Annotated in this window: 17 protein-coding genes; 9 read left to right on the top strand and 8 right to left on the bottom strand. The window is 64.5% G+C overall.

What is annotated here, in order from left to right:
* Nucleotides 1–35: 35 nt before the first annotated feature.
* From hflD to ACNFCI_RS13160, 4 genes are all read right to left on the bottom strand, one after another.
* Nucleotides 36–662 carry a high frequency lysogenization protein HflD gene (hflD, locus tag ACNFCI_RS13175; RefSeq protein WP_324818307.1) on the bottom strand — a complete coding sequence of 209 codons (627 nt, stop codon included), beginning with the start codon at nt 660–662 and terminating at the stop codon, nt 36–38.
* Nucleotides 659–1,783 (bottom strand): tRNA 2-thiouridine(34) synthase MnmA, encoded by a 1,125-nt coding sequence (mnmA, locus tag ACNFCI_RS13170; protein WP_084855712.1) that lies wholly within the window; start codon nt 1,781–1,783, stop codon nt 659–661. The genes hflD and mnmA overlap by 4 nt, the downstream gene beginning before the upstream one ends.
* 58 nt (nt 1,784–1,841) lie before the next feature.
* Complete coding sequence (locus ACNFCI_RS13165; RefSeq protein ID WP_368829140.1) at nt 1,842–2,282, bottom strand: NUDIX hydrolase; 441 nt, start codon at nt 2,280–2,282, stop codon at nt 1,842–1,844.
* Nucleotides 2,283–2,473: 191 nt separating this feature from the next.
* A complete protein-coding gene (locus ACNFCI_RS13160; protein WP_084855710.1) occupies nt 2,474–4,699 on the bottom strand; it encodes an NADP-dependent isocitrate dehydrogenase in 2,226 nt (741 codons plus the stop codon).
* A 429-nt stretch (nt 4,700–5,128) separates the two neighbouring features.
* Between ACNFCI_RS13160 and icd the strand changes: the two genes are divergently transcribed.
* Nucleotides 5,129–6,385 carry an NADP-dependent isocitrate dehydrogenase gene (gene icd, locus ACNFCI_RS13155; RefSeq protein ID WP_084855709.1) on the top strand — a complete coding sequence of 419 codons (1,257 nt, stop codon included), beginning with the start codon at nt 5,129–5,131 and terminating at the stop codon, nt 6,383–6,385.
* Nucleotides 6,386–6,455: 70 nt separating this feature from the next.
* Here icd and cspD read toward each other — a convergent pair whose 3' ends face one another.
* Nucleotides 6,456–6,713 carry a cold shock domain-containing protein CspD gene (gene cspD, locus ACNFCI_RS13150; RefSeq protein ID WP_084855708.1) on the bottom strand — a complete coding sequence of 86 codons (258 nt, stop codon included), beginning with the start codon at nt 6,711–6,713 and terminating at the stop codon, nt 6,456–6,458.
* Nucleotides 6,714–6,942: 229 nt separating this feature from the next.
* Between cspD and clpS the strand changes: the two genes are divergently transcribed.
* Nucleotides 6,943–7,305 (top strand): ATP-dependent Clp protease adapter ClpS, encoded by a 363-nt coding sequence (gene clpS / locus ACNFCI_RS13145; protein ID WP_043212233.1) that lies wholly within the window; start codon nt 6,943–6,945, stop codon nt 7,303–7,305.
* 30 nt (nt 7,306–7,335) lie between these two features.
* Nucleotides 7,336–9,606: an ATP-dependent Clp protease ATP-binding subunit ClpA gene (clpA, locus tag ACNFCI_RS13140; protein WP_416768011.1), complete on the top strand. Its 2,271-nt coding sequence runs from the start codon at nt 7,336–7,338 to the stop codon at nt 9,604–9,606.
* Nucleotides 9,607–9,777: 171 nt separating this feature from the next.
* Here clpA and infA read toward each other — a convergent pair whose 3' ends face one another.
* The 3 genes from infA to aat form a co-directional block, all read right to left on the bottom strand.
* Complete coding sequence (infA, locus tag ACNFCI_RS13135) at nt 9,778–9,996, bottom strand: translation initiation factor IF-1 (RefSeq protein ID WP_002553999.1); 219 nt, start codon at nt 9,994–9,996, stop codon at nt 9,778–9,780.
* 102 nt (nt 9,997–10,098) lie between these two features.
* Nucleotides 10,099–10,806, bottom strand: a complete 708-nt coding sequence (locus ACNFCI_RS13130) for an arginyltransferase (RefSeq protein WP_084855706.1) — start codon at nt 10,804–10,806, stop codon at nt 10,099–10,101.
* 55 nt (nt 10,807–10,861) lie between these two features.
* A complete protein-coding gene (aat, locus tag ACNFCI_RS13125; RefSeq protein WP_368829139.1) occupies nt 10,862–11,542 on the bottom strand; it encodes a leucyl/phenylalanyl-tRNA--protein transferase in 681 nt (226 codons plus the stop codon).
* A 477-nt stretch (nt 11,543–12,019) separates the two neighbouring features.
* Between aat and ACNFCI_RS13120 the strand changes: the two genes are divergently transcribed.
* From ACNFCI_RS13120 to cysG, 6 genes are all read left to right on the top strand, one after another.
* Nucleotides 12,020–14,458: a DNA translocase FtsK gene (locus ACNFCI_RS13120; RefSeq protein WP_368829138.1), complete on the top strand. Its 2,439-nt coding sequence runs from the start codon at nt 12,020–12,022 to the stop codon at nt 14,456–14,458.
* A gap of 62 nt (nt 14,459–14,520) precedes the next feature.
* Nucleotides 14,521–15,144 (top strand): outer membrane lipoprotein chaperone LolA, encoded by a 624-nt coding sequence (gene lolA / locus ACNFCI_RS13115; protein WP_084855703.1) that lies wholly within the window; start codon nt 14,521–14,523, stop codon nt 15,142–15,144.
* A gap of 11 nt (nt 15,145–15,155) precedes the next feature.
* Entirely contained in the window at nt 15,156–16,481 is a 1,326-nt protein-coding gene (locus ACNFCI_RS13110) for a replication-associated recombination protein A (protein WP_224458684.1), read from the top strand.
* Entirely contained in the window at nt 16,478–16,852 is a 375-nt protein-coding gene (gene crcB / locus ACNFCI_RS13105) for a fluoride efflux transporter CrcB (RefSeq protein WP_084855701.1), read from the top strand. The genes ACNFCI_RS13110 and crcB overlap by 4 nt, the downstream gene beginning before the upstream one ends.
* 26 nt (nt 16,853–16,878) lie before the next feature.
* Nucleotides 16,879–18,159, top strand: a complete 1,281-nt coding sequence (serS, locus tag ACNFCI_RS13100) for a serine--tRNA ligase (protein ID WP_084855700.1) — start codon at nt 16,879–16,881, stop codon at nt 18,157–18,159.
* Nucleotides 18,160–19,554 carry a siroheme synthase CysG gene (gene cysG, locus ACNFCI_RS13095; RefSeq protein WP_084855699.1) on the top strand — a complete coding sequence of 465 codons (1,395 nt, stop codon included), beginning with the start codon at nt 18,160–18,162 and terminating at the stop codon, nt 19,552–19,554.
* Nucleotides 19,555–19,692: the final 138 nt, after the last annotated feature.

Raw genomic sequence — 19,692 nt, 5'->3', positions numbered from 1 at the left:
CGCAAGGCCGCTCCTACAGGGCTTGCGTTGGTCCTTCAGGAAGGCGCGCGCATCATGTCGTACAGCTGGTTGAGCAACTTGCGCCGGCTGAACACCAGCTGCCAGCGGTGCCCACCCAGCTGGCGCCACAGGCGCGCGGCGCGGATGCCGGCCAGCAGCAGGGCGCGGATCTTCGAGGCGTTGCCGGCCTGCTGCAGGAAGCGCATGTCGCCGTGCACCTGGATCCGCTGGCGCAAGGTGCTCAGGGTGTCCTGGTACAAGGCTCCACTGGAAGCGATGACATTATCGTGAACCAGGCCGAAGTGGTCGGCCTGGGCCTGGATCTGCGGCAGGCGCTTGCCGATGGTGTCGAGCATGTCGTCGCGCTTGGCCAGCTGACGCTCCAGACCCAGCATCGACAGTGCATAGCGCAGGGGCTCTCGCTGCAGGCTGCTGGGGTCGCGTTCCAGGGCGCCGACCAGCGCGCGGTAGCCGTCACGCAGGTTCAGGTCGTCACCGCCGAACACCTCCAGGGTGTCCTTGGGGTCGCGGACCAGCAGGCTGCCGAGCATGCAGCCGATATTGGCCTCGCTGGCCTGGCCGGTTCGGGCGATGCGGTCGACCAGCACCGCAGCCTGGAACACGCCGCCCAGGGCGACCAGTTGCTCCTGGAGATTGGTCATTGGCGTGGGCTCCAGGGCTCGGCAGCCTCGATCACGCCGCCGCCCAGGCACACCTCGCCATCGTAGAACACCACCGATTGGCCTGGCGTGACGGCACGCTGTGGTTCGTCGAACACCGCGCGGTAGCCGCCCTCGGTGCGTTCCAGGGTGCACGCCTGGTCGCCCTGGCGGTAGCGCACCTTGGCGGTGAGCCGGCGCGGGCTGCCCAGGTCGACCGGGTTGACCCAGAAGATCTCCGAGGCCAGCAGGGCGCGGGAGAACAACCAAGGGTGTTCGTTGCCCTGGCCGACCACCAGCACGTTGCGGGCGAGGTCCTTGTGCAGCACGTACCACGGCTCGTCGCCGGCATCCTTCAGGCCGCCGATGCCCAGGCCCTGGCGCTGGCCGATGGTGTGGTACATCAGGCCGTGGTGGCGGCCGATCACTTCTCCGTCGGTGGTTTCGATGTCGCCGGGCTGGGCAGGCAGGTACTGCTTGAGGAAGTCGCTGAAGCGGCGCTCGCCGATGAAGCAGATGCCGGTGGAGTCCTTCTTCTTAGCCGTGGCCAGGCCGTGCTTCTCGGCGATGGCGCGCACCTCGGGCTTTTCCAGCTCACCCACCGGGAACAGGGTGCGGGCGATCTCCTTGCCGCCGACAGCGTGCAGGAAGTAGCTCTGGTCCTTGTTCGGGTCCAGGCCCTTGAGCAGCTCGGTGAGCTCGCCGGTGTCGCGCCGGCGCACGTAGTGGCCGGTGGCGATCAGGTCGGCGCCCAGGGACAGGGCGTAGTCGAGGAACGCCTTGAACTTGATCTCGCGGTTGCAGAGGATGTCCGGGTTCGGCGTGCGGCCTGCCTTGTATTCCTCGAGGAAGTGCTCGAACACGTTGTCCCAGTATTCTGCGGCGAAGTTGGCGGTGTGCAGCTTGATGCCGATGCGGTCGCACACGGCCTGGGCGTCGGCCAGGTCTTCGCGGGCGGTGCAGTATTCGGTGCCGTCGTCTTCTTCCCAGTTCTTCATGAACAGACCTTCCACCTGGTAGCCCTGCTCCATGAGCAGAAGGGCGGAGACGGAAGAGTCCACGCCGCCGGACATGCCGACGATGACGCGGGTCTTGGCGGGGTCTTTGAATGCTGGGCTGGTCATGGCTACCGGTGTGTATCTGGGGGAAAAATTCCGATTCTATCAGGCCAAGGCCTTCGCGTCAGTCGCGTAGCAGCGCGAGGCTGTGCAGCGGGCCGGCAAGGTAGTCGTCCAGGCAGCGTGGCACCAGTTCGCTGCGCCAGCGCGCAGGGGCGGCCAGCAGCTCTTCACGGGTCAGCCAGACGGCGCGCACGATGTCGCTGTCCAGCGCGCGGTCGGGGTGGTGGCGCACGGGGCGGGCGGCGAAGCAGACGCGCTGGTAGGTCACGCCGTTGCTGGGGGCTGTGTAGAGGTAGATGCCGACCACGCCGGTGAGTTCGACCTCCCAGGCGGTTTCCTCGAGGGTTTCGCGCAGGGCAGCCTGGGGTAGGGTCTCGTTGGGCTCCAGGTGGCCGGCGGGCTGGTTGAACACGTGTTGGTTGGCCTTGAACTCCTCGACGAAGAGGAACTTGCCGTCGTGCTCGACGACGGTGGCGACAGTGATGTGGGGTTGCCAGGTCATGAACAGCTCCTTGGAGGCTTGCACAGCCTTTGTGGGAGCGGGGTTACCCGCGAATGCGTCAGTGGATTCGCCATCGCATTCGCGGGTAAACCCGCTCCCACAGAGTCCGCGCTGGCGGCCAGAAATCGTTTATCCAGAAAGCACAAACCCCGGTGCGTGGCCGGGGTTTGTGGTGTTACTTCAAGCGAACCTTACAGGGCGGCGATGGCGCTGTTGAGGGTCTGGCTTGGGCGCATCACCTTGGCGGTCAGCTCGGCATCCGGGGCGTAGTAACCACCGATGTCGGCTGGCTTGCCCTGGACAGCGGCCAGCTCGGCGACGATGGTCGCTTCGTTCTCGGCCAGGGTCTTGGCCAGCGGCGCGAAGCGTGCCTGCAGGGCTGCGTCGTCGTTCTGGGCGGCCAGGGCCTCGGCCCAGTACAGGGTCAGGTAGAAGTGGCTGCCGCGGTTGTCGATACCGCCGACCTTGCGCGAAGGCGACTTGTTGGTGTCGAGGAACTTGCCGGTGGCCTGGTCCAGGGTGTTGGCCAGGACCTTGGCGCGCGGGTTGTCGTAGGTGTTGCCCAGGTGCTCCAGGGAAGCGGCCAGGGCCAGGAATTCACCCAGCGAGTCCCAACGCAGGAAGTTCTCTTCGACCAGCTGCTGCACGTGCTTGGGTGCCGAACCGCCGGCGCCGGTCTCGAACAGGCCGCCGCCGCTCATCAGTGGGACGATCGACAGCATCTTGGCGCTGGTGCCCAGCTCCATGATCGGGAACAGGTCGGTCAGGTAGTCACGCAGTACGTTGCCGGTCACCGAGATGGTGTCCTTGCCTTCGCGGATGCGGGCCAGGGAGAACTTGATGGCATCGACCGGCGCCAGGATGCGGATGTCCAGGCCGCTGGTGTCGTGGTCCTTCAGGTACTTTTGTACCTTCTCGATCATGACGCCGTCGTGGGCGCGGGCAGGGTCCAGCCAGAACACCGCCGGGGTGTTGCTCAGGCGGGCACGGTTGACGGCCAGCTTGACCCAGTCCTGGATCGGCGCGTCTTTGGTCTGGCACATGCGGAAGATGTCGCCGGCCTCGACGTTCTGCTCCAGCAGCACCTGGCCCTTGCTGTCGACCACGCGCACGACGCCGTCGGCCTTGATCTGGAAGGTCTTGTCGTGGGAGCCGTATTCCTCGGCCTTCTGCGCCATCAGGCCGACGTTCGGCACGCTGCCCATGGTGGTCGGGTCGAAGGCGCCGTTGGCCTTGCAGTCTTCGATGACGGCCTGGTAGATGCCGGCGTAGCAGCGGTCCGGGATGACAGCCTTGGCATCTTGCAGTTCACCGGCGGTGTTCCACATCTTGCCCGAGTCGCGGATCATCGCAGGCATCGAGGCGTCGACGATGACGTCGCTCGGTACGTGCAGGTTGGTGATGCCCTTGTCGGAGTTGACCATGGCCAGCGCCGGGCGAACGGCGTACAGGGCCTGGATGTCGGCTTCGATCTCGGCCTGCTTGTCGGCTGGCAAGTCCTTGATGCGGGCGTACAGGTCGCCGATGCCGTTGTTGGCGTTGAAGCCGACCTGGGCGAGCTCGGTGGCGTGCTTGGCCAGCACGTCGTTGTAGAATTCTTCGACAATGACGCCGAACATGATCGGGTCGGAGACCTTCATCATGGTGGCTTTGAGGTGCACCGACAGCAGCACGCCCGAGGCCTTGGCATCGGCGATCTGCTCGGCGATGAAGGCTTTCAGGGCCTTGCGGCTCATGACGGCGCAGTCGATGACTTCAGCGGCCTTGACGGCGGTCTTTTCCTTGAGGACGGTGGTGGAACCGTCCTTGGCGACCAGCTCGATACGCAGGCTGTCATCGCCTTCGATCAGTGCGGCTTTCTCGCTGCCGTAGAAGTCGCCCTGGGTCATGTGGGCAACGTGCGACTTGGAGTCGGCGGCCCAGGCGCCCATCTTGTGCGGGTGCTTGCGGGCATAGTTCTTGACCGACAGCGGGGCGCGGCGGTCGGAGTTGCCTTCGCGCAGTACCGGGTTCACGGCGCTGCCTTTGATGCGGTCGTAGCGGGCGCGGGATTCCTTCTCTTCCGCGGTGGCCGGCTCGTCGGCGTAGTCCGGGATGTTGAAGCCCTTGGCTTGCAGTTCCTTGATCGCGGCCTTGAGCTGCGGTACCGAGGCGCTGATGTTCGGCAGCTTGATGATGTTGGCTTCAGGGGTGGTAGCCAGCTGGCCCAGTTCCGCCAGGTGATCGCCTACTTGCTTCTCTGCGCCCAGTTGCTCCGGGAAGGCGGCGAGGATGCGGCCAGCCAGGGAAATGTCGCGGGTTTCGACGGCGATGTCAGCCGAAGCGGTGAAGGCTTCGATGATCGGCAGCAGCGAGTAGGTGGCGAGGGCGGGGGCTTCGTCGGTGAAGGTATAGATGATCTTGGAACGGGTGGGCATGCGGGTTAACTCTCTGTGTGCTGAGCGTGCTCGAGTCTCGTGGTGCGCAGGGTAGGCGCATCGCCCTGGCAGCGCCATGAGCGGAAAGTCGAGAGGCTGCGAGCGGTGATGGTGGATGCATCAGTCGAGCGTCAAGTGCTGGGCTGCGGTAACAGCACAGGCTTAGTGGCCAGGCTTGGTATCCATTCATGGCCAAGGGCGGTCCGCATTTTGCCTAGGGATCGCCCCGATGACCCTTCGGTCGCGGCGCAGTATACCAAACCATTCGGGCTAATCAGCAAGGCCAAGTGATATCGGCCCATTTATAAGACCAAAGACGTATCCGCAATGTGGTCGGTTGTCGCATGCCTTGCAGGTCGGCGGATGTGGTTTAGGCTCATTGGATCGCAGGATGTCCAATCACACCTGGAAAACGCGGAGTAGTGCAGCATGGGATACCAGAAAATCAAGGTTCCGGCGGACGGTGCCAAGATCACCGTCAATGCAGACCATTCGCTCAACGTTCCCGACAACCCCATCATCCCGTACATCGAGGGCGACGGTATCGGTGTCGATGTTTCGCCGGTGATGATCAAGGTGGTGGATGCCGCCGTGCAGAAGGCCTACGGCGGCAAGCGCAAGATCGCCTGGATGGAGGTGTATGCCGGCGAGAAGGCTACCCAGGTGTATGACCAGGACACCTGGCTGCCCCAGGAAACCCTCGACGCGGTGCGCGACTATGTGGTGTCGATCAAGGGCCCGCTGACCACGCCGGTCGGTGGGGGCATCCGTTCGCTGAACGTGGCCCTGCGTCAGCAGTTGGACCTGTACGTCTGCCTGCGCCCGGTGCTGTGGTTCCAGGGCGTGCCGAGCCCGGTCAAGAAGCCGGGGGACGTCGACATGGTGATCTTCCGCGAGAACTCCGAGGACATCTATGCCGGCATCGAATGGAAGGCCGGCTCTGCGGAGGCGAACAAGGTGATCAAGTTCCTCAAGGAGGAAATGGGCGTCACCAAGATCCGTTTCGACCAGGATTGCGGCATCGGCGTCAAGCCGGTTTCCCGCGAGGGTACCAAGCGCCTGGTGCGCAAGGCCCTGCAATATGTGGTGGATAACGACCGCGAATCGCTGACTTTGGTGCACAAGGGCAACATCATGAAGTTCACCGAGGGGGCCTTCAAGGACTGGGGCTACGAGGTGGCACGGGATGAGTTCGGCGCCGAGCTGCTCGACGGTGGCCCGTGGATGAAGTTCAAGAACCCCAAGAGCGGTCGTGAGGTGATCGTCAAGGATGCCATCGCCGATGCCATGCTCCAGCAGATCCTGCTGCGCCCGGCTGAATACGACGTGATCGCCACCCTCAACCTCAACGGTGACTACCTCTCCGATGCCCTGGCGGCCGAGGTCGGCGGTATCGGCATCGCGCCGGGGGCCAACCTCTCCGACACCGTGGCCATGTTCGAGGCCACCCATGGCACCGCGCCCAAGTATGCCGGGCAGGACAAGGTCAACCCGGGGTCGGTGATCCTCTCGGCCGAGATGATGCTGCGCCACATGGGCTGGACCGAGGCGGCCGACCTGATCATCAAGGGGACCAACGGCGCGATCGCCGCCAAGACCGTCACCTATGACTTCGAGCGCCTGATGGAAGGAGCCACGCTGGTCAGCAGCTCGGGCTTCGGCGATGAGATGATCAAGCACATGTGAGGCCAATGAAAACCGGCCAGCCCTTGCGGGGCTGGCCGGCTGCCGATGTGCCTGCAGAAGGTGGGGCCGGTCAGGCCTGTACGGTGATGCCTGCCGGCTGGGCCTCGACCTTGGCCTGGGTGGCGCCGGCGTTGGAGATGTTCACGGCGTGTAGCCCCTTCGGGCCCTGGACGATGTCGAAGGTCACGGCCTGGCCAGCCTTGAGCGTCTTGTAGCCGTCCATCTGGATATGCGAATAGTGGGCGAACAGGTCTTCGCTTTTACCCTCCTCGTTGACGAAACCATAGCCCTTGGCATTGTTGAACCACTTGACTTTACCGCTCGCCATCCTCATGTCCCTCTGCAAAGGACTCCATCACTGGAGTATCATCCGGTCATCCGCATACGAACCATGCGAAAAAATCTGGTTGACTGCGCGGATCTTTATCGACCACGGTGGGTTCTTATTGGTTGTAACACCGTTTTGCCGATAGTCAAGGTCAGACGGCGCCCGCGCCGGAAGCGGCCTGCGCGGTCAACCCACTACCTTAACCTGTCGATATGATGAAATTCTTTCCATGCAACCACTCAGCCAGATTCGACTAACATTCAATCAGGATCGCCCGCAATCGAACGAGGACGACGGCTCCGGTCTGGCGGTACAGGAAGCCAAGCCGATCCTGCAGGCGCCACCGATGTACAAGGTGGTTTTGTTCAACGATGACTACACGCCAATGGATTTCGTCGTCGAAGTGCTCGAGACGTTCTTCAATCTGAACCGCGAGCTGGCGACCAAAATCATGCTGACCGTCCACACCGAAGGGCGGGCAGTGTGCGGATTGTTTACCCGTGACATCGCCGAGACAAAGGCCATGCAGGTCAACCAATACGCCAGGGAAAGCCAGCATCCGCTACTCTGTGAAATCGAGAAGGACGGTTAATCGCCGACCACTTGGGTATGAGGTGAAGCTATGTTAAACCGCGAGCTCGAAGTCACCCTCAATCTGGCCTTCAAGGAGGCTCGTTCGAAGCGTCATGAGTTCATGACCGTCGAGCACCTGCTGCTTGCACTCCTTGACAACGAGGCCGCCGCGACCGTTCTTCGCGCCTGTGGTGCCAATCTCGACAAGCTCAAGCACGACCTGCAAGAGTTCATCGATTCCACCACACCGCTGATTCCCGTTCATGACGAGGACCGCGAAACCCAGCCGACCCTGGGCTTCCAGCGTGTCCTGCAGCGTGCCGTGTTCCATGTGCAGAGCTCCGGCAAGCGCGAGGTCACCGGCGCCAACGTGCTGGTGGCGATCTTCAGCGAACAGGAAAGCCAGGCCGTGTTCCTGCTCAAGCAGCAGAGCGTGGCGCGCATCGACGTGGTCAACTACATCGCCCATGGCATCTCCAAGGTGCCGGGCCACGGTTCGCACAGCGAGAGCGACCAGGACATGCAGGACGAGGAGGGTGGCGAGGCCGCATCCTCGAGCAACCCCCTGGACGCCTATGCCAGCAACCTGAACGAACTGGCCCGTCTGGGCCGCATCGACCCGCTGGTGGGGCGCGAGCAGGAAGTCGAGCGGGTCGCCCAGATCCTTGCCCGCCGGCGCAAGAACAACCCGCTGCTGGTCGGCGAGGCCGGCGTGGGCAAGACCGCCATCGCCGAAGGCCTGGCCAAGCGCATCGTCGACGGCCAGGTGCCTGACCTGCTGGCCCAGAGTGTCGTCTACTCCCTCGACCTTGGCGCCCTGCTGGCCGGTACCAAGTACCGCGGTGATTTCGAGAAACGCTTCAAGGCGCTGCTCGGCGAGCTGCGCAAGCGCCCGCAGGCGATCCTGTTCATCGACGAGATCCACACCATCATCGGTGCCGGTGCGGCATCGGGCGGGGTGATGGATGCGTCCAACCTGCTCAAGCCGCTGCTGTCCTCCGGGGACATCCGTTGCATCGGCTCGACCACGTTCCAGGAGTTTCGCGGCATCTTCGAGAAGGACCGGGCCCTGGCGCGACGCTTCCAGAAGGTCGACGTCACCGAGCCGTCGGTGGAAGATACCGTGGGCATCCTGCGTGGCCTGAAGGGCCGCTTCGAGACCCACCACAACATCGAGTACAGCGATGAGGCCCTGCGCGCCGCCGCCGAACTGGCTGCGCGCTACATCAATGACCGGCACATGCCGGACAAGGCCATCGACGTGATCGACGAAGCCGGCGCCTATCAGCGCCTGCAGCCGGAAGGTAGCCGGGTCAAGCGGATCGACGTGTCGCAGGTCGAGGACATCGTCGCCAAGATCGCGCGGATCCCGCCCAAGCATGTCACCAGCTCCGACAAGGAGCTGCTGCGCAATCTGGAGCGTGACCTCAAGCTCACCGTGTTCGGCCAGGATGCCGCCATCGACTCGCTGGCGACCGCGATCAAGCTCTCCCGTGCCGGGCTCAAGGCGCCGGACAAGCCGGTCGGCTCGTTCCTGTTCGCCGGCCCCACCGGTGTGGGCAAGACCGAGGCGGCACGCCAGCTGGCCAAGGCCCTGGGTGTCGAGCTGGTGCGCTTCGACATGTCCGAGTACATGGAGCGGCACACCGTGTCGCGCCTGATCGGTGCGCCTCCAGGCTATGTCGGGTTCGACCAGGGCGGCCTGTTGACCGAGGCGATCACCAAGCAGCCGCATTGCGTGCTGCTGCTCGATGAAATCGAGAAGGCCCACCCGGAAGTCTTCAACCTGCTGCTGCAGGTGATGGACCACGGGACCCTGACCGACAACAACGGGCGCAAGGCGGACTTCCGCAACGTGATCCTGATCATGACCACCAACGCCGGCGCCGAAACCGCCGCGAGGGCCTCGATCGGCTTCACCCAGCAGGACCACACCTCCGATGCCATGGAAGTGATCCGCAAGAGCTTCACGCCGGAGTTCCGCAACCGCCTGGACACCATCATCCAGTTCGGCCGCCTGAGCCACGAGACCATCAAGAGCATCGTCGACAAGTTCCTCATCGAACTGCAGGCGCAGCTCGAGGACAAACGTGTGCTGCTGGAAGTCAGTGATGACGCACGCGGCTGGCTGGCTGCCTCCGGCTACGATGTGCAGATGGGGGCGCGGCCCATGGCGCGGCTCATCCAGGACAAGATCAAGCGGCCGTTGGCCGAGGAGATCCTGTTCGGCGAGCTGTCCGAGCATGGCGGGGTGGTGCACGTCGACTTGCGCGATGGCGAGCTGGTGTTCGACTTCGAGACCACGGCTGAGATTGCGTGACCAGCGGGGGCGCGTTGCGGCCCTTTCGCGGCGCAAGGCCGCTCCTACAGAGCCTGCACGATCCTTGTAGGAGCGGCCTTGCGCCGCGAAAGGGCTGCAAGGCAGCCCTTGCTGCTAAAAAACACGCACAAAAAAGCCCGGCACATGGCCGGGCTTTTTCATGGCTGGAGCTTAGCGCGCACGGTAGGTGATGCGGCCCTTGCTCAGGTCGTACGGCGTCAGTTCGACGCGGACCTTGTCGCCAGTGAGAATACGAATGTAGTTCTTGCGCATCTTCCCAGAGATGTGCGCGGTTACGACGTGCCCGTTTTCCAACTCCACGCGGAACATGGTGTTGGGCAGGGTGTCGACGACAGTACCTTCCATTTCGAAGCTGTCTTCTTTCGACATGCAGTAAAGCCCTCGGTATCCAGTGATGGCCCGACGCACAACCGCACCGGGCAAAAAAGTGGCGTGGATTATGCCCGAAAACTGTGTTTCAAGCCAATGCTTTCAATTGAGGGTAACCCACCGTTGGTTGATCAGCAGTTCGATAGGCCGGTACTGGGTCTTGTAGTTCATTTTCTTGCAGTTCTTGATCCAGTAGCCCAGGTAGACCGCCTCCAGGTCCTGGCGCAGGGCTTCGGTGATCTGCCAGAGGATGGCGTAGCGCCCCAAGCTGCGGCGTTCTTCTTCTGGCTCGTAGAAGGTGTAGACCGCTGACAGGCCGTTGGGCAGCAGGTCGCACACGGCCACGGCCATCAGCCGGCCTTCGAGGCGGAATTCGTAGAACCAGCAGAACGGCAGGTCGCGCACCAGGAAGGTGGAGAACTGGTCACGGCTCGGCGGATACATGTCGCCGTCGGCGTGGCGCTGCTCGATGTAGCGCCGGTAGAGGTCGAAATATTCTTCGCGAAAGGCCGGGCGGGCAGCGGTGACGGTCAGGTCGGCGTTGCGCTTGAGGATGCGCCGTTGCTGGCGGTTGGGAATGAAGCGCGCGGCCGGGATACGTGCAGGCACGCAGGCATTGCAGTGCTGGCAGTGAGGGCGGTACAGGTGGTCGCCACTGCGGCGGAAACCCATCTCCGACAGGTCGGCATAGACATGCACATCCATCGGTTGGCTGGGGTCCAGGAACAGCGTAGTCGCCTGCTCGTCTGGCAGGTAGCTGCAGGCGTGGGGCTGAGTGGCATAGAACTTCAACCGCGCCAGCTCTGTCATGATCAACCCCTCGGCAAGACTTTGATTTAAGTGTAAGCCAGCTGGCAGAACTCGCCTAGCGAGCCCAGGTGGCCATGTTGGGCTGGTCGAGGTAGCGCGCCAGGTACTCGGCGAAGGCGGCCCGGCTGATGGTGCGGGCGCCGAGGCTGTGCAGGTGGTTGGTCGGCATCTGGCAATCGATCAGCACGAAGCCGGCGGCCTTCAGGTGGTCAACCAACGCGACGAAGCCTACCTTGGAGGCGTTGTCGGCGCGGCTGAACATCGATTCGCCGAAGAACAGCCGGCCCATCGCCAGGCCATACAGGCCGCCGACCAGCTTACCGTCCTGGCGCACCTCCACCGAATGGGCGATGCCACGCCGGTGCAGCTCGCAGTAGGCCGTTTGCATGCTGTCGGTGATCCAGGTGCCGTCGGCGTAGTCGCGCGGCGCGGCACAGGCGGCGATGACCGCGGCGAAGTCAGTGTCGAAGCTGACCTGGTAGTGGCCCTGGCGGATGAACTTGGCCAGCGAGCGAGATACGTGCAGCTCGTCCGGGAACAGGACGGTGCGAGGGTCGGGTGACCACCAGAGGATCGGTTGGCCGTCCTGGTACCAGGGGAAACAGCCATGGCGATAGGCCTGCACCAGGCGCTCCGGGCTCAGGTCGCCGCCCGCGGCGAGCAGGCCGTTGGGGTCGTGCAGGGCCTTGTCCAGGGGCGGGAAGGTCAGGGAGTCGCGGGTCAGCCAGGTAAGCATGGTCTTTCGGCGGTGGGGTAGGGGAGAGGGCAGCATGGCGCGCAGGGTCGAAGAGGTCAATCTCTGGCCTTGTGCCGCTGGACGAGTCGGGCTCCGCTTGTTTCGTGGGGGCTGGCGGAGCCTGCGATGGACCGCTTGGGGCTGCTTTGCAGCCCATCGCGGGCTGTCGCCAGTTCCCACCGAGATTGGGCCGCTCTCAAGAGTTGCGAAATCTCTGTGGAGCGGCGCAAGCCGCATGGGACATTTCAGGTGACCGCCGGCACCATCCGGCGCATTTGCTGTCATACCTGTGCAAAAACACAGCATAAGCCTTTGTCACGAAAGTAAATGCGTGCTCAAATTGCACCCATAGGGAATCCGCCCCGTTCATGCCCGTGGCGTGCTGCCATGGCGACTGGCGGGCAGTAATGTTAAAAGTAGTGGTTCGTTGACCGGACACACTACTGGACGCGCAGCAAGCGCAGGAATAGACGCGTTTTGAAGAAATCCACCGCAACCCCGACCCCCTTGCCCGTGCCCCTGTGGCGCCAGCAGCTGCATTACCGCCTCAAGGAAGGCGCGCTGATCGCTGTCGGTGCCCTGTGCCTGTACCTGTGGATGGCACTGCTGACCTACGACACGGCGGACCCGGGCTTCAGCCACACCAGCAACGTCGACCAGGTGCAGAACGCCGCCGGCCGGGCCGGTGCCTATTTCGCCGATATCCTGTTCATGGTACTGGGCTACTTCGCCTATATCTTCCCGTTGCTGCTGGCGATCAAGACCTGGCAGATCTTCCGTGAGCGCCACCAGCCCTGGGAATGGAGCGGCTGGCTGTTCTCCTGGCGGCTCATCGGCCTGGTGTTCCTGGTGTTGTCGGGCGCGGCCCTGGCCCATATCCATTTCCATCCGCCAGCGAGCATGCCGTTCTCCGCAGGCGGCGCCCTGGGCGAGAGCCTGGGCGACCTGGCGCGCAACCTGCTGAACGTGCAGGGCAGCACCTTGATGTTCATCGCCCTGTTCCTGTTCGGCCTGACGGTGTTCACCGACCTGTCGTGGTTCAAGGTGATGGACATCACCGGCAAGATCACCCTCGATTTGTTCGAGCTGGTGCAGGGGGCGGCCAACCGTTGGTGGGAGGCCCGCAACGAGCGCAAGCGCCTGGTGGCGCAGCTGCGCGAGGTGGATGAGCCCGCCTTCGACGTGGCTCCGATGACCGCCGGGAAGCGCGAGCCAATCAAGCCGCAGCCGCGCGAGCGTATTAACGAGCGTGAGGAAGTATCCGCCCGGCCGGTGGTGCAGCGCGAGCCGGTGGTGCCACGCGAGCAACCGACGGCGCCGGTGATCATGCCGCCAGCCCCGGTCAAGGCGCCGGAGCCGAGCAAGCGGGTCATGAAGGAAAAACAAGCGCCGCTGTTCGTCGACAGCGCCGTGGAAGGCACCTTGCCGTCTATCTCCATCCTCGACCCTGCCGAGCAGAAGAAGATCGAGTACTCGCCGGAGTCCCTGGCCGGCGTGGGCAATCTGCTGGAAATCAAGCTCAAGGAGTTTGGTGTCGAAGTTTCGGTGGACTCGATCCACCCGGGCCCGGTGATCACCCGCTACGAGATCCAGCCAGCCGCCGGGGTCAAGGTCAGCCGCATCGCCAACCTGGCCAAGGACCTGGCGCGTTCCCTGGCGGTGACCAGCGTGCGCGTGGTCGAGGTCATCCCTGGCAAGACCACTGTGGGTATCGAGATCCCCAACGAGAACCGGCAGATGGTGCGCTTCTCCGAAGTGCTCTCCACGCCGCAGTATGACGAGCAGAAGTCGCCGGTCACCCTGGCCTTGGGCCACGACATCGGTGGCAAGCCGGTGATCACCGACCTGGCCAAGATGCCGCACCTGTTGGTGGCCGGTACCACCGGTTCCGGTAAGTCGGTGGGCGTGAACGCGATGATCCTGTCGATCCTGTTCAAGTCCAGCCCGGAAGACGCGCGGCTGATCATGATCGACCCGAAGATGCTCGAGCTGTCGATCTACGAAGGCATCCCGCACCTGCTGTGCCCGGTGGTCACCGACATGAAGGACGCCGCCAACGCCCTGCGCTGGAGCGTGGCCGAGATGGAGCGGCGCTACAAGCTGATGGCGGCGATGGGCGTGCGTAACCTGGCCGGGTTCAACCGCAAGATCAAGGACGCCCAGGAGGCGGGAGAGGTCATCCACGACCCGCTGTATCGTCGCGAGAGCATGGACGACGAGCCGCCGGCGCTGAAGACGCTGCCGACCATCGTGGTGATCGTCGACGAATTCGCCGACATGATGATGATCGTCGGCAAGAAGGTCGAGGAGCTGATCGCCCGTATCGCCCAGAAGGCCCGTGCCGCCGGTATCCACTTGATCCTCGCCACCCAGCGCCCCTCGGTGGATGTGATCACCGGCCTGATCAAGGCCAACATCCCGACGCGCATGGCGTTCCAGGTGTCGAGCAAGATCGACTCGCGGACCATCATCGACCAGGGCGGTGCCGAGCAGCTGCTTGGCCATGGCGACATGCTCTACATGCCGCCGGGCACCAGCCTGCCGATCCGTGTGCATGGCGCGTTCGTCTCCGACGACGAGGTCCACCGCGTGGTAGAGGCCTGGAAGATGCGCGGCGCGCCGGACTACAACGACGACATCCTCAATGGCGTCGAGGAGGCCGGCAGCGGCTTCGAGGGCGGCGGTGGCGGTGGTGGCGACGGCGATGACCCGGAGGCCGACGCCCTGTACGACGAAGCTGTGCAGTTCGTGCTGGAAAGCCGCCGGGCATCGATTTCCGCCGTGCAGCGCAAGCTCAAGATCGGCTACAACCGCGCTGCGCGCATGATCGAGGCGATGGAGATGGCCGGCGTGGTCACCCCCATGAACAGCAACGGCTCGCGGGAAGTGATTGCCCCGGGTGGCCCACGCGATTGATGATCACCTTGCCGGGCGCCAATGGCGGTGCCCGGCCTACCCACTGTTCGACGAGGATTCCCATGCGCGCGATTCGCATGCTGTTGGTTTCTGCCCTGGCCCTGGGCGCTGTGTCGGCCCATGCCGATGAGAAGGATGTTGCGCGCCTGACCCAGTTGCTGGAAAAGTCCCAGACCATTTCCGCCCGTTTCTCCCAGCTGACCCTCGACGCCAGCGGCACCAGCCTGCAGGAGACCAGCGGGCAGATGTCGGTCAAGCGCCCAGGCCTGTTCTACTGGCACACCGATGCGCCCCAGGAGCAGGTGGTGGTGTCCGATGGCCAGAAGGTCACCCTGTGGGACCCGGACCTGGAACAGGCCACGGTCAAGAAGCTCGACGTGCGCCTGAACCAGACCCCGGCGCTGCTGCTGTCCGGCGATGTGTCGAAGATCAGCCAGAGCTTCGACATCACCTCCAAGGAGCAGGGCGAAGTCATGGACTTCACCTTGAAGCCCAAGACCAAGGACACCTTGTTCGACTCGTTGCGCGTGTCGTTCCGCCGTGGGCTGATCAACGACATGCAACTGGTCGACAGCGTGGGCCAGCGCACCAATATCCTGTTCAACGGGGTCAAGGCCAACGAGCCGATCCCGGCGAGCACGTTCCAGTTCAAGATTCCGGAAGGCGCTGACGTCATCCAGGAATAACGAGAGCCATCATGGACCTGTTTCGAAGCGAACCCGTCGCCCAGCCCCTGGCCGCCCGGCTGCGTCCGTCCAACCTGGACGAGTACGTCGGCCAGGAGCACCTGCTGGCGCGCGGCAAGCCGCTGCGTGAGGCGCTGGAGCAGGGTGCGCTGCATTCGATGATCTTCTGGGGGCCGCCGGGGGTGGGCAAGACCACCTTGGCGCGGCTTCTGGCGCAGTTCTGCGATGCACATTTCGAAACGGTGTCGGCGGTGTTGGCGGGGGTCAAGGAGATCCGCCAGGCCGTCGAGGTGGCCAAGCAGCAGGCCGGCCAGTATGGTCGCCGGACCATCCTGTTCGTCGACGAAGTGCACCGCTTCAACAAATCCCAGCAGGATGCCTTCCTGCCCTATGTCGAAGACGGCACGTTGATCTTCATCGGCGCCACCACCGAGAACCCGTCCTTCGAGCTGAACAACGCCTTGCTCTCGCGGGCACGGGTGTATGTGCTCAAGAGCCTGGACGAAGCGGCCCTGCGCAAGCTGGTCAACCGCGCCCTGACCGAGGAGCGTGGCCTGGGCGCGCGCCAGCTGCGGGTGGGCGACGAGGCCTTCCAGATGCTCATGGCCGCTGCCGACGGCGATGGCCGGCGCATGCTCAACCTGCTCGAGAACGCCTCGGACCTTGCCGACGATGGCGACGAAATCGGCGTCGAGTTGTTGCAAAGCCTGCTGGGCGACAGCCGCCGGCGCTTCGACAAGGGCGGCGAGGCCTTCTACGACCAGATCTCGGCACTGCACAAGTCGGTGCGTGGCTCCAACCCCGACGCAGCCCTGTACTGGTACGCACGCATGCTCGACGGTGGCTGTGATCCTCTGTACATCGCCCGCCGCGTGGTGCGCATGGCCAGCGAGGACATCGGCAATGCCGACCCGCGGGCCCTGAGCCTGTGCCTGTCGGCCTGGGACGTGCAGGAGCGCCTGGGCAGCCCCGAGGGCGAGTTGGCGGTGGCCCAGGCCATCACCTACATCGCCTGCGCACCCAAGAGCAATGCGGTGTACATGGGCTTCAAGGCGGCCATGCGCGAGGCGGCCGAGCACGGCTCGCTGGAGGTGCCGCTGCACCTGCGCAACGCGCCGACCAAACTGATGAAGCAACTGGGCTATGGCGAGGAGTATCGCTATGCCCATGACGAGCCGGACGCCTACGCTGCGGGCGAGGACTACTTCCCCGAGCAGCTCGAGCCGCGCCAGTACTATCAGCCGGTGCCGCGAGGCCTGGAGTTGAAGATCGGCGAGAAGCTGCGCCACCTGGCCGAACTCGACCGCACCAGCCCCCGCCAACGGAGAAAACCATGATTGCCTTGGTCGCCGCGGTCAGTGCCGGCGGTATCGCCGGCACGCTGCTGCGCTTTGCTACCTCCAATTGGGTCGCTGCCCACTGGCCACGCCACTTCTATCTCGGTACGCTGGCGGTCAACCTGGTCGGCTGCCTGCTGATCGGCCTGCTGTACGGCCTGTTCCTGCACAAGCCGCTGGCACCGGTCGAGCTGCGCGCGGGCCTGATCGTGGGCTTTCTGGGCGGCCTGACGACATTTTCCTCTTTTTCGCTGGATACCGTGCGCCTGATGGAGAGCGGGCAAGTACCGCTGGCCTTGGGCTACAGCGCGATCAGCGTAGTGGGCGGGTTGTTGGCCACCTGGGCCGGCCTGTCCTTGACCAAATTCTGAACCAACACACACAACGAGAGAACGATATGCTCGATTCCAAACTGTTACGCGGCCAACTTCAGGAAGTGGCGGATCGCCTGGCCTCCCGTGGCTTCAGCCTGGATGTCGCGCGCATCGAATCACTGGAAGAACGCCGCAAGGCGGTGCAGACCCGCACCGAGCAACTGCAGGCCGAGCGTAACGCCCGTTCCAAGTCCATCGGCCAGGCCAAGGCCAAGGGCGAAGACATCGCCCCGCTGATGGCCGACGTCGAGCGCATGGCCAACGAGCTGGCCGCCGGCAAGACCGAGCTGGACGGCATCCAGGCCGAGCTGGACGCGATCCTGCTGACCATCCCCAACCTGCCGGACGCCAGCGTGCCGGTCGGTGCCAGCGAAGACGACAACGTCGAAGTGCGTCGCTGGGGTACCCCGAAAACCTTCGATTTCGAGATCAAGGATCACGTCGCCCTGGGCGAGATCAGCGGTGGCCTGGACTTCGAAGCCGCGGCCAAACTGTCCGGCGCCCGCTTCGCCGTGCTGCGCGGCCCGATCGCCCGTCTGCACCGCGCCCTGGCGCAGTTCATGATCAACCTGCACACCGGCGAGCACGGCTACGAAGAGGCCTACACCCCGTACATGGTGCAGGCGCCGGCCCTGCAGGGCACCGGCCAGCTGCCGAAGTTCGAGGAAGACCTGTTCAAGATCAGCCGCGAAGGCGAGGCCGACTTCTACCTGATCCCGACCGCCGAGGTGTCGCTGACCAACCTGGTCGCCGACCAGATCCTCGACGCCAAGCAGCTGCCGATCAAGTACGTTGCCCATACCCCTTGCTTCCGCAGCGAGGCCGGTGCCTCGGGCCGCGATACCCGCGGCATGATCCGCCAGCACCAGTTCGACAAGGTCGAGATGGTCCAGGTGGTCGAGCCGTCCAAGTCCATGGAAGCCCTGGAAGGCCTGACTGCCAACGCCGAGCGCGTGCTCCAGCTGCTGGAGCTGCCATACCGCGTGCTGGCGCTGTGCACCGGCGACATGGGCTTCGGCGCGGTGAAGACCTACGACCTGGAAGTCTGGGTGCCGAGCCAGGACAAATACCGTGAGATCAGCTCCTGCTCCAACTGCGGCGACTTCCAGGCCCGCCGTATGCAGGCCCGCTGGCGCAACCCGGAAACCGGCAAGCCGGAACTGGTGCACACCCTGAACGGTTCCGGCCTGGCCGTGGGCCGTACCCTGGTGGCGGTGCTGGAGAACTACCAGCAGGCCGACGGCTCGATTCGTGTGCCGGACGTACTCAAGCCCTACATGGGCGGTGTCGAGGTCATCCGCTAAATGGACTACCTGCCGCTGTTCCACAAGCTGCAGGGCGGCCGGGTACTGGTCGTTGGCGGCGGCGAGATCGCCTTGCGCAAGGCGCGCCTGCTGGCCGATGCCGGCGCTGCGCTGCGGGTGGTCGCGCCGGACGTCGACGGCCAGCTGGCCGCGCTGGCCCGAGAGGGCGGCGGTGAAGTCCTGGTGCGTGGTTACCAGGCCGGCGACCTGGACGGTTGCCGCCTGGTGATCGCAGCTACTGATGATTCCGGGCTCAACGCCCAGGTCTCGGCCGATGCCCAGGCGCGCAGCCTGCCGGTGAATGTGGTGGATGCACCGGCCTTGTGTACGGTGATCTTCCCGGCCATCGTCGACCGCTCGCCCTTGGTGGTGGCAGTGTCCAGTGGCGGCGACGCGCCGGTGCTGGCACGGTTGATCCGTGCGCGCCTGGAGGCCTGGATTCCAGCCGCCTACGGCGAGCTGGCCGGGCTGGCGGCGCGGTTTCGCGACAAGGTCAAGGCCTTGTACCCGGACGTCAACCAGCGTCGCGGCTTCTGGGAGGATGTGTTCCAGGGGCCGATCGCCGAACGCCAGCTGGCCGGACAGGGCAGCGAGGCCGAGCGCCTGCTGCAGGCCAAGGTCGATGGTGCGGCGGTGCAGCAAGGGGGCGAGGTGTACCTGGTTGGCGCCGGCCCGGGTGACCCGGACCTGCTGACCTTCCGTGCTCTGCGCCTGATGCAGCAGGCCGACGTGGTGCTGTACGACCGCCTGGTGGCGCCTGCCATCATCGAGATGTGCCGGCGCGATGCCGAGCGGATCTACGTGGGCAAGCGCCGTGCCGACCATGCAGTGCCCCAGGAGCAGATCAACCGCCTGTTGGTGGACCTGGCGCGCCAGGGCAAACGCGTCCTGCGGCTCAAGGGTGGCGACCCGTTCATCTTCGGCCGTGGTGGCGAGGAGATCGAAGAGCTGGCTGAGGAGGGTATCCCGTTCCAGGTGGTGCCGGGTATCACCGCAGCCAGTGGTTGCTCCGCCTATGGTGGCATTCCGCTGACCCATCGCGACTATGCCCAGTCGGTGCGCTTCATCACCGGCCACCTCAAGGATGGCACCAGCAACCTGCCCTGGCGGGATCTGGTGGCGCCGGCCCAGACGTTGGTGTTCTACATGGGGCTGGTAGGGTTGCCGACTATCTGTGCCGAGCTGATCCGCCATGGGCGCGCGGCCAGTACGCCGGCGGCGCTGGTGCAACAGGGGACCACCCGGCATCAGCGGGTATTCACCGGTACCCTGGCGGACCTGCCCGAGCTGGTCGCGCGGCATGAAGTGCATGCGCCGACCCTGATCATCGTTGGCGAAGTGGTGCAGTTGCGCGACAAGCTGGCGTGGTTCGAAGGGGCGCAGCAGGGCAGTTGAATCGATGGGGCCGCTGTGCGGCCCTTTCGCGGGCCCAAGCCCCGCCGACCCACCCCCCGAGGGGCGGCCCGGGTGCCCGGAAAGGCGTGCCAGAAACCCCCCGGTGGTGAAAACCGCCAGGTACCCATACCCCCCCAA

The sequence above is a fragment of the Pseudomonas sp. NY15356 genome (assembly GCF_048068175.1).
GTDB classification, from domain to species: Bacteria; Pseudomonadota; Gammaproteobacteria; order Pseudomonadales; family Pseudomonadaceae; genus Aquipseudomonas; species Aquipseudomonas putida_K.
Note: the sequence above shows the minus strand (reverse complement) of the source record. Positions and strands in the feature narration are given on the sequence as shown.

What these genes read in the sequence shown, in the direction of transcription:
- ACNFCI_RS13130 (WP_084855706.1), bottom strand. Translation starts at nt 10,806, where the DNA reads ATGACAGAGCTGGCGCGGTTGAAGTTCTATGCCACTCAGCCCCACGCC.
- ACNFCI_RS13160 (WP_084855710.1), bottom strand. Translation starts at nt 4,699, where the DNA reads ATGCCCACCCGTTCCAAGATCATCTATACCTTCACCGACGAAGCCCCC.
- serS (WP_084855700.1), top strand. Translation starts at nt 16,879, where the DNA reads ATGCTCGATTCCAAACTGTTACGCGGCCAACTTCAGGAAGTGGCGGAT.
- crcB (WP_084855701.1), top strand. Translation starts at nt 16,478, where the DNA reads ATGATTGCCTTGGTCGCCGCGGTCAGTGCCGGCGGTATCGCCGGCACG.
- lolA (WP_084855703.1), top strand. Translation starts at nt 14,521, where the DNA reads ATGCGCGCGATTCGCATGCTGTTGGTTTCTGCCCTGGCCCTGGGCGCT.
- infA (WP_002553999.1), bottom strand. Translation starts at nt 9,996, where the DNA reads ATGTCGAAAGAAGACAGCTTCGAAATGGAAGGTACTGTCGTCGACACC.
- cysG (WP_084855699.1), top strand. Translation starts at nt 18,160, where the DNA reads ATGGACTACCTGCCGCTGTTCCACAAGCTGCAGGGCGGCCGGGTACTG.
- icd (WP_084855709.1), top strand. Translation starts at nt 5,129, where the DNA reads ATGGGATACCAGAAAATCAAGGTTCCGGCGGACGGTGCCAAGATCACC.
- hflD (WP_324818307.1), bottom strand. Translation starts at nt 662, where the DNA reads ATGACCAATCTCCAGGAGCAACTGGTCGCCCTGGGCGGCGTGTTCCAG.
- cspD (WP_084855708.1), bottom strand. Translation starts at nt 6,713, where the DNA reads ATGGCGAGCGGTAAAGTCAAGTGGTTCAACAATGCCAAGGGCTATGGT.
- aat (WP_368829139.1), bottom strand. Translation starts at nt 11,542, where the DNA reads ATGCTTACCTGGCTGACCCGCGACTCCCTGACCTTCCCGCCCCTGGAC.
- clpA (WP_416768011.1), top strand. Translation starts at nt 7,336, where the DNA reads ATGTTAAACCGCGAGCTCGAAGTCACCCTCAATCTGGCCTTCAAGGAG.
- clpS (WP_043212233.1), top strand. Translation starts at nt 6,943, where the DNA reads ATGCAACCACTCAGCCAGATTCGACTAACATTCAATCAGGATCGCCCG.
- ACNFCI_RS13165 (WP_368829140.1), bottom strand. Translation starts at nt 2,282, where the DNA reads ATGACCTGGCAACCCCACATCACTGTCGCCACCGTCGTCGAGCACGAC.
- mnmA (WP_084855712.1), bottom strand. Translation starts at nt 1,783, where the DNA reads ATGACCAGCCCAGCATTCAAAGACCCCGCCAAGACCCGCGTCATCGTC.
- ACNFCI_RS13110 (WP_224458684.1), top strand. Translation starts at nt 15,156, where the DNA reads ATGGACCTGTTTCGAAGCGAACCCGTCGCCCAGCCCCTGGCCGCCCGG.